At 67.5% G+C, this 5,408-nt stretch carries 7 protein-coding genes and 1 pseudogene; 2 read left to right on the top strand and 6 right to left on the bottom strand.

Going from position 1 to position 5,408, the window contains the following annotated elements:
- Positions 1-246 (bottom strand): MarR family winged helix-turn-helix transcriptional regulator (locus tag ACDELDRAFT_RS18625; RefSeq protein ID WP_005799562.1); only part of this gene is annotated, 246 nt, incomplete at its 3' end.
- Between the two features lie 142 nt (positions 247-388).
- Between ACDELDRAFT_RS18625 and ACDELDRAFT_RS18620 the strand changes: the two genes are divergently transcribed.
- Together ACDELDRAFT_RS18620 and ACDELDRAFT_RS18615 are read left to right on the top strand one after the other, a co-directional pair.
- On the top strand, positions 389-1,084 hold the full coding sequence (locus tag ACDELDRAFT_RS18620) for a fumarylacetoacetate hydrolase family protein (protein ID WP_005799561.1): 696 nt from the start codon (positions 389-391) through the stop codon (positions 1,082-1,084).
- Between the two features lie 85 nt (positions 1,085-1,169).
- Positions 1,170-1,721, top strand: coding sequence for an NUDIX hydrolase (locus ACDELDRAFT_RS18615; protein ID WP_005799560.1), 552 nt, complete (start codon positions 1,170-1,172; stop codon positions 1,719-1,721).
- Between the two features lie 208 nt (positions 1,722-1,929).
- Here the strand turns inward: ACDELDRAFT_RS18615 and ACDELDRAFT_RS18610 are convergent, their stop codons facing one another.
- The 5 genes and pseudogenes from ACDELDRAFT_RS18610 to ACDELDRAFT_RS18590 form a co-directional block, all read right to left on the bottom strand.
- The gene (locus ACDELDRAFT_RS18610; protein ID WP_005799559.1) at positions 1,930-2,412 is read right to left on the bottom strand and encodes a hypothetical protein; all 483 of its coding nucleotides are present in this window, start codon (positions 2,410-2,412) and stop codon (positions 1,930-1,932) included.
- Positions 2,413-2,548: 136 nt separating this feature from the next.
- Positions 2,549-3,022 (bottom strand): periplasmic heavy metal sensor, encoded by a 474-nt coding sequence (locus tag ACDELDRAFT_RS18605; RefSeq protein ID WP_005799557.1) that lies wholly within the window; start codon positions 3,020-3,022, stop codon positions 2,549-2,551.
- On the bottom strand, positions 3,019-3,465 hold the full coding sequence (locus tag ACDELDRAFT_RS18600) for an anti-sigma factor family protein (RefSeq protein ID WP_005799555.1): 447 nt from the start codon (positions 3,463-3,465) through the stop codon (positions 3,019-3,021). The genes ACDELDRAFT_RS18605 and ACDELDRAFT_RS18600 overlap by 4 nt, the downstream gene beginning before the upstream one ends.
- 14 nt (positions 3,466-3,479) lie before the next feature.
- Positions 3,480-4,034 carry a sigma-70 family RNA polymerase sigma factor gene (locus tag ACDELDRAFT_RS18595; RefSeq protein WP_040329892.1) on the bottom strand — a complete coding sequence of 185 codons (555 nt, stop codon included), beginning with the start codon at positions 4,032-4,034 and terminating at the stop codon, positions 3,480-3,482.
- 466 nt (positions 4,035-4,500) lie between these two features.
- A pseudogene (locus ACDELDRAFT_RS18590) lies at positions 4,501-5,408 on the bottom strand (hypothetical protein); the annotation flags it as partial.

Here is a 5,408-nt window from a genome sequence, read left to right as displayed (position 1 = left end):
CCGCACCCAGCCGCGGGCCTCCAGGCGGCCGATCACCGAGCCCGACGTGGCGGCGTCGAAGGCCACGCGCGCCGCCAGGGTCACCTGGTCCTCGCCAGGCTGGTCCATCAATTCGTTGAGGATGGCAAATTGAACCGGGGTCACGTCGAAACCGGCTGTTTCTTCCATGAAAAGCGCCACCGCGCGCTGGTGCGCCCGCCGCACGAGGTGGCCCGGCGCCTGATGGAAATCGAAGCTCTTTGCCATGGGCGCGAGTGTAGCCGCCCCGGCAAACGCGCCCACCCCGTGGCACACTGCTGCAGGGCGGCACCCTGGCGCCGCGGCCGCGCCGCATGCGCCCTTGCCTGCGCCCCCGCACCATCGACCATCCTGTAGCAGAAAGACCAACATGAGCTATGTTTTCTCTCCCGCGCCTGTGGCCAGCGTGCCCGTCGTGGGCTCCGGCGACCGTTTTCCGGTGCACCGCATCTACTGCGTGGGCCGCAATTACGAAGAGCATGCCAAGGAAATGGGCTTCACCGGCCGCGAACCGCCTTTCTTCTTCATGAAGCCGGCCGACGCCATCGTGGTGGTCAACGCCGGCGAAACCGGCCAGCTCCCCTACCCCAGCCTGACGGCCAACCTGCACCACGAGATCGAGCTGGTGGTGGCCATTGGCAAGGGCGGAAAGAACATCAAGGCGGCCGATGCCCTGCAGCACATCTACGGCTACGCCGTGGGCCTGGACATGACGCGCCGCGACCTGCAGAACGACATGAAGAAGCAGGGCCGCCCCTGGTGCATCGGCAAGGGCTTTGATGCCAGCGCCCCGATCGGCCCCATCACGCCCGCCGCGCAGGCCGGCGACATCGCCAAGGCCGCCATCTGGCTGCAGGTCAATGGCGCCGACCGCCAGCGCAGCACCGTGGCCCAGCTCATCTGGAACATCGCGGAAACCATCGAGCACCTGTCTGCCGCCTGGGAGCTGGCCCCTGGCGACCTGATCTACACCGGCACCCCCGAAGGCGTGGGCGCCGTAGTGCGCGGCGACACGCTGGAAGGCGGCGTGGAAGGGTTGCCCCCGCTGCGCCTCACCGTGGTGTAGGCCTGCTGGCATTCGCTTCATTTTTCATAGCTGCTTGCGCTTTACCCATAAGCGCCAGCGGCTTGTTTGAGCTATATTTCCCGGCATGACCTTTCGCAGCCCGATCAAACACTGCCGCGCCTGCGGAACGGCAGTGGTCTACCGCCTGCCCGACGACGGCGACACCAAGCAACGGGCCATCTGCCCCGCCTGCCACACGGTCCACTACGAGAACCCGCTGAACGTGGTGGGCACGGTGCCCGAATTCGCCGACGGCCGTGTGTTGCTGTGCAAGCGCAATATCGAGCCGCGCTGGGGCAAGTGGACGCTGCCGGCCGGGTTCATGGAACTCGACGAAACCACGGCGCAGGGCGCAGCCCGTGAAACCGACGAGGAAGCCGGCGCACAGATCGAGATGGGCCCCTTGTTCAGCCTGCTGAACGTGCGCCGCGTGGGCCAGGTGCACCTTTTCTACCGCGCCCGCCTGCTCAGCGAACACTTCAATCCAGGCTATGAAACCATCGAAGCACGCCTGTTCACCGAAGCCGAAGTGCCGTGGGACGAACTGGCGTTCCGCACCGTGAAGGAAACGCTGGAGCACTATTTTGCCGACCGCCGGGCCGGCCACTTCGGGATGCACTGCATCGACGTGGAGTAGTTTCGGTTTTGCCCTCTTGCGGGCGAAGCGTGGCCGCCTGTGGCTGAACTGCGCTGCGCCCCGCCCCGCCCCGCCACGTTACGCGACGGAGCCCCTGCGCATTCAACTGGCGCGATCCACAGCCCCCACCCAACGCCTCAGGGTTGTGCGCAGCCACCGGCCTGCGCACGCCCCTGGGGCCGCGGGTAGCCTTCAGGCACCCCGCCACTCAGTGGGGCAGTTGAACCGGCTTCCAGCCCGCGTGGTCGAAATGGGCACCGTAGGCGTTGAGGGCCTTGGCCACCTTGACCACCCCCGAAGCGCGCGCCTTGTCACCTTCCTTGCCCTGCGCGGCGTCCACGCCTTGCAGGATTTCGCCAATCACGATGTGCAGCTGGGCGTCGGCCTGGGGTTCAAGCTTGCAGTTCTCGACGATGTAAGCCACCTGTTTGGAGATTTCCGCACCGAAGGCATCGTAGTCGGCAGCCTGCGCCTTACCGGCGTGCGCCAGGGGCAGCGTGCCGTTCACAGCCACCTGCATGGCGCTCATACCCTGGCGCAAGGGAGCATCGATGTGCCATTTCTTGCCGGCGTTCAGCTGGATTTTCTGGGGTGCGGCGTTGCCGTGATCGTGGCCGGCCGGGTTGGCCGCGAATGCGGCGACAGGCAGGGTCAGGGCAGCGGCCAGCACGAGGGATAGAGGGGATTTCATCAAAAGACTCCAGTAGGTTGAACAAAAAGGGGCGGGCCATCGCCACGCCTTGTTGCTTCAAACGACTGGCACAGACAAATGTTCCATTGACATGAATCTTTTTTCTTCTACGCCCCTCGGCCCTTGCGCTGCCGCCTCAATCGCGGTGCAGCGCTTCCTCTTCAGTGGATTCCTGGGCGTAGCGGCTGAGCAGCAGGGCCATGAGCCGGGCACGCTGCCCTTCGTCAAGCAGCGCGCGCTCGGCCAGCAGTTGTGCAATCACGCGCTGCTGCTGGGCGTCCTGCAGGGTGGCAATGCGGGCCTGCTCGGCGTCGATGGCGGCGCGCTGCGGTGCATCGGCAAAAATGTGCCGCACCAGCGCCTCGCGGTGGCGGCGGATGTCGGACCAGTTGGCGGCCACGTCTCGCAGAAAGGCCGGCTCGAGCTGTTGCCAGCGCGCGCGCTGTTCGGCGTTCAGTGCCAGATAGTCGGGCAAGTTGACGGAAGCAGGCCGTGGACTGACCGGCGTGGACACGCCCTGCCATTGGTGCAGGGCAACAGCCACCACCACCCCCGCATTGAGGGCCAGCGACGCCGCCAGCAGCCACGCCGGTACGCTGCGTTGCTTCATGGCATTCCCCTCGAAACACGGCAGATTTCGGCGGCGGCACACAGGCCGCCCGGCGGCACCGGATCGAACACACGCACCAGGCCGGCGCCGGGGGTAGCGACGGCACCCCCACCCAGCAGAACGCTGCCCAGCCAGATGCCGGAGGCCAGTGCCAGCCCCCCTGCCAGGCCGGCAGGCAGCCAGCCACGCCAGCCCCAGCCGGGGCGCGTGCGCTGCCGCCCCTGCGGCAATGCGCGCAGGCGGTCGTCCCATTGCGCCGCCAGATCAAACCCCAACGGGGGCGACGGCAGGGCGCGCAGGCTACGGCCAAGGGCAGCTATCGCCTCCAGCCTGCGCTGGCACACCGCACAGCCCGCGAGGTGCGCGTGAAAGCGAGCTCTTTCCGCGGGAGCCATCATGTCGTCCGCATAGGCGGAAAGGTCGATGTCCTGGGGGCAGTTCATGGCAAGGTCTCCATTCAGCGTGGCATTCTTTCAAGCAGGCCCGCGCGCGCCCGTGCGATGCGCGACTTCACGGTGCCAAGGTTGAGATTCAGCACCGTGGCGATGTCGTCATAGGACATCTCCTCGATCTCCCGCAGCAGCAGGATTTCGCGGTGTTCCAGCGGCAGGCGCTCCAGTGCGTTTTCAAGGCCCTGGTAGCGCTGCGCAGTCTCCAGCACCACGTCGGGCGCGGGCGCAGGGTCGGGGTGGCTGGCCGCCTCGTCGTCATCCCAGGGCACGAAGGCCACCCGGTTACGGCGCCGCAGCCAGTCGAAAGCCAGGTTGCGCGCAATGCGGAACAGCCAGGTGCACAGCCGGGCATCGGCACGCCAACGCACCAGGGCCTGGTAGGCGTGCAGAAACGTTTCCTGTGTCAGCTCCCGTGCGTCGTCCGGCGAATGGGTGAGGCGCACCAGAAAGCGGTAGATGCGGTCCTGGTAGCGCGCCACCAGTTCGGAAAATGCCGCGCGGTCGCCCCGCCGCGCACGCTTGGCACATTCTTCGTCATCGAGGTGGCTGCAGATTCCCATGGTGAACGACTGCTTCAACGCGCGGGCCGTCGGAATGTTCCCGTTATTTTCGCCCGGCATGATGGGCGGCGCCGGCCCCTGCTTCGCCCCGTCCCCAGAGTCCTAGGAGGGGCTGCCCCACGGGCCTGTGGTTTACGGCCGGCTGCCCCCATTTGGCGCGATCGTTGCGGAACTGTCGAGAGAAGAGGTGACGGACGCGCCGGAAACAGCGCGTTGTACCTCGCCGCGTTGCCCCGTTCCGCAAGCAAAATCCGGCCGGTGCCATTGCCGCAAAGGGCTGCGCTCGCCCTGCCGGCGGGTGCAGCGGGCGTTTCAAAACCAGCGCACCCGGCGCTGCCTGCGAGCGGGGCCAAACCCTGCCGGCCCGCTACCGGCCCCCAAGAATCGGCGCGAGCGTGCAACCAGAGCCAGCGAGAGATCGGTGCCACCATGCGGCGGCTGTTCTGGGCCGGCCTTCGCAGAGGTCTCAGTAGATGAACAGGTTCTCAGGCGCTGGCACCACCGTGGTGAACATGTAGCCGGCGGAACCCGCCTGCGCCGGCTGGCTAATCCCCAAAATCATCGCGCCGCCCGCCCCCCCGGTGCCGCCACTGGCCCCGCCGCCGCCGCCCGCCAAAGCGGTGGTGCCCAGCAATTGGTCGAATCCCGCAGGGCCCCCGTTGGCGAGCACGGAGCCGGTGATGGACGGCGACGAGGACGCGACGAAGTGGATGATGCCGCCCCCACCGCCGCCCCCTGCGCCCACGCCCTGGGTGTTGCCCGCGTTGCCATTGAACGCGCTGCTTCCGGCACCGCCATTGGCGCGCAAGAGACCGGACACGGTGATGCCCCCCCGGGCCGCCAGCACCAGGATGCCGCCAGCCCCGCCCCCGGCGCCGGGCACATCGCCCGACGACGCCGTGTTCTGCGCACCGATGCCGCTGGCGTCGATGCTACCGCCGGATGCCACGATCACGTTGCCGCCGGCCAGCACCACCAATGCCCCACCCCCATTGCCGCCCGTGTTCAGGGCGTTGGGAACATAGCCCGCCCCGCCGGCCGCCGCAGCCGGCTTCTTCACCAGCGAGGCAGCAAGCGCCGGCAGGCCCACACCGCCCTGCGGCAGGCCGGCTGCAGCCAGGGCAATCCCCGGGTGCGGCTGCCCCATGGCGGCGTCCGACGTTCCCGGCAGAACGAGGATGGAACCGCCGACCGTCACGTCGCCCATCGCACGCAGAACCGTGCCACTGGGAACTTTCAGCGTTCCAGCAATGCTGATCGTGGTGAACTGCAGATGGTGGTGTCCGTTCAGGCTGTTGAAGCCCGCCTGGGTGGAAAGATCCAATGTCTGGCCCGAGGTCACCGAAAGGGCACCCGCCGAGCCATCACCGTACA

Source organism: Acidovorax delafieldii 2AN, from assembly GCF_000175235.1.
In the GTDB taxonomy this organism is placed as follows: domain Bacteria; phylum Pseudomonadota; class Gammaproteobacteria; order Burkholderiales; family Burkholderiaceae_C; genus Acidovorax; species Acidovorax delafieldii_B.
This window is presented reverse-complemented; position numbering and strand designations above follow the sequence as displayed.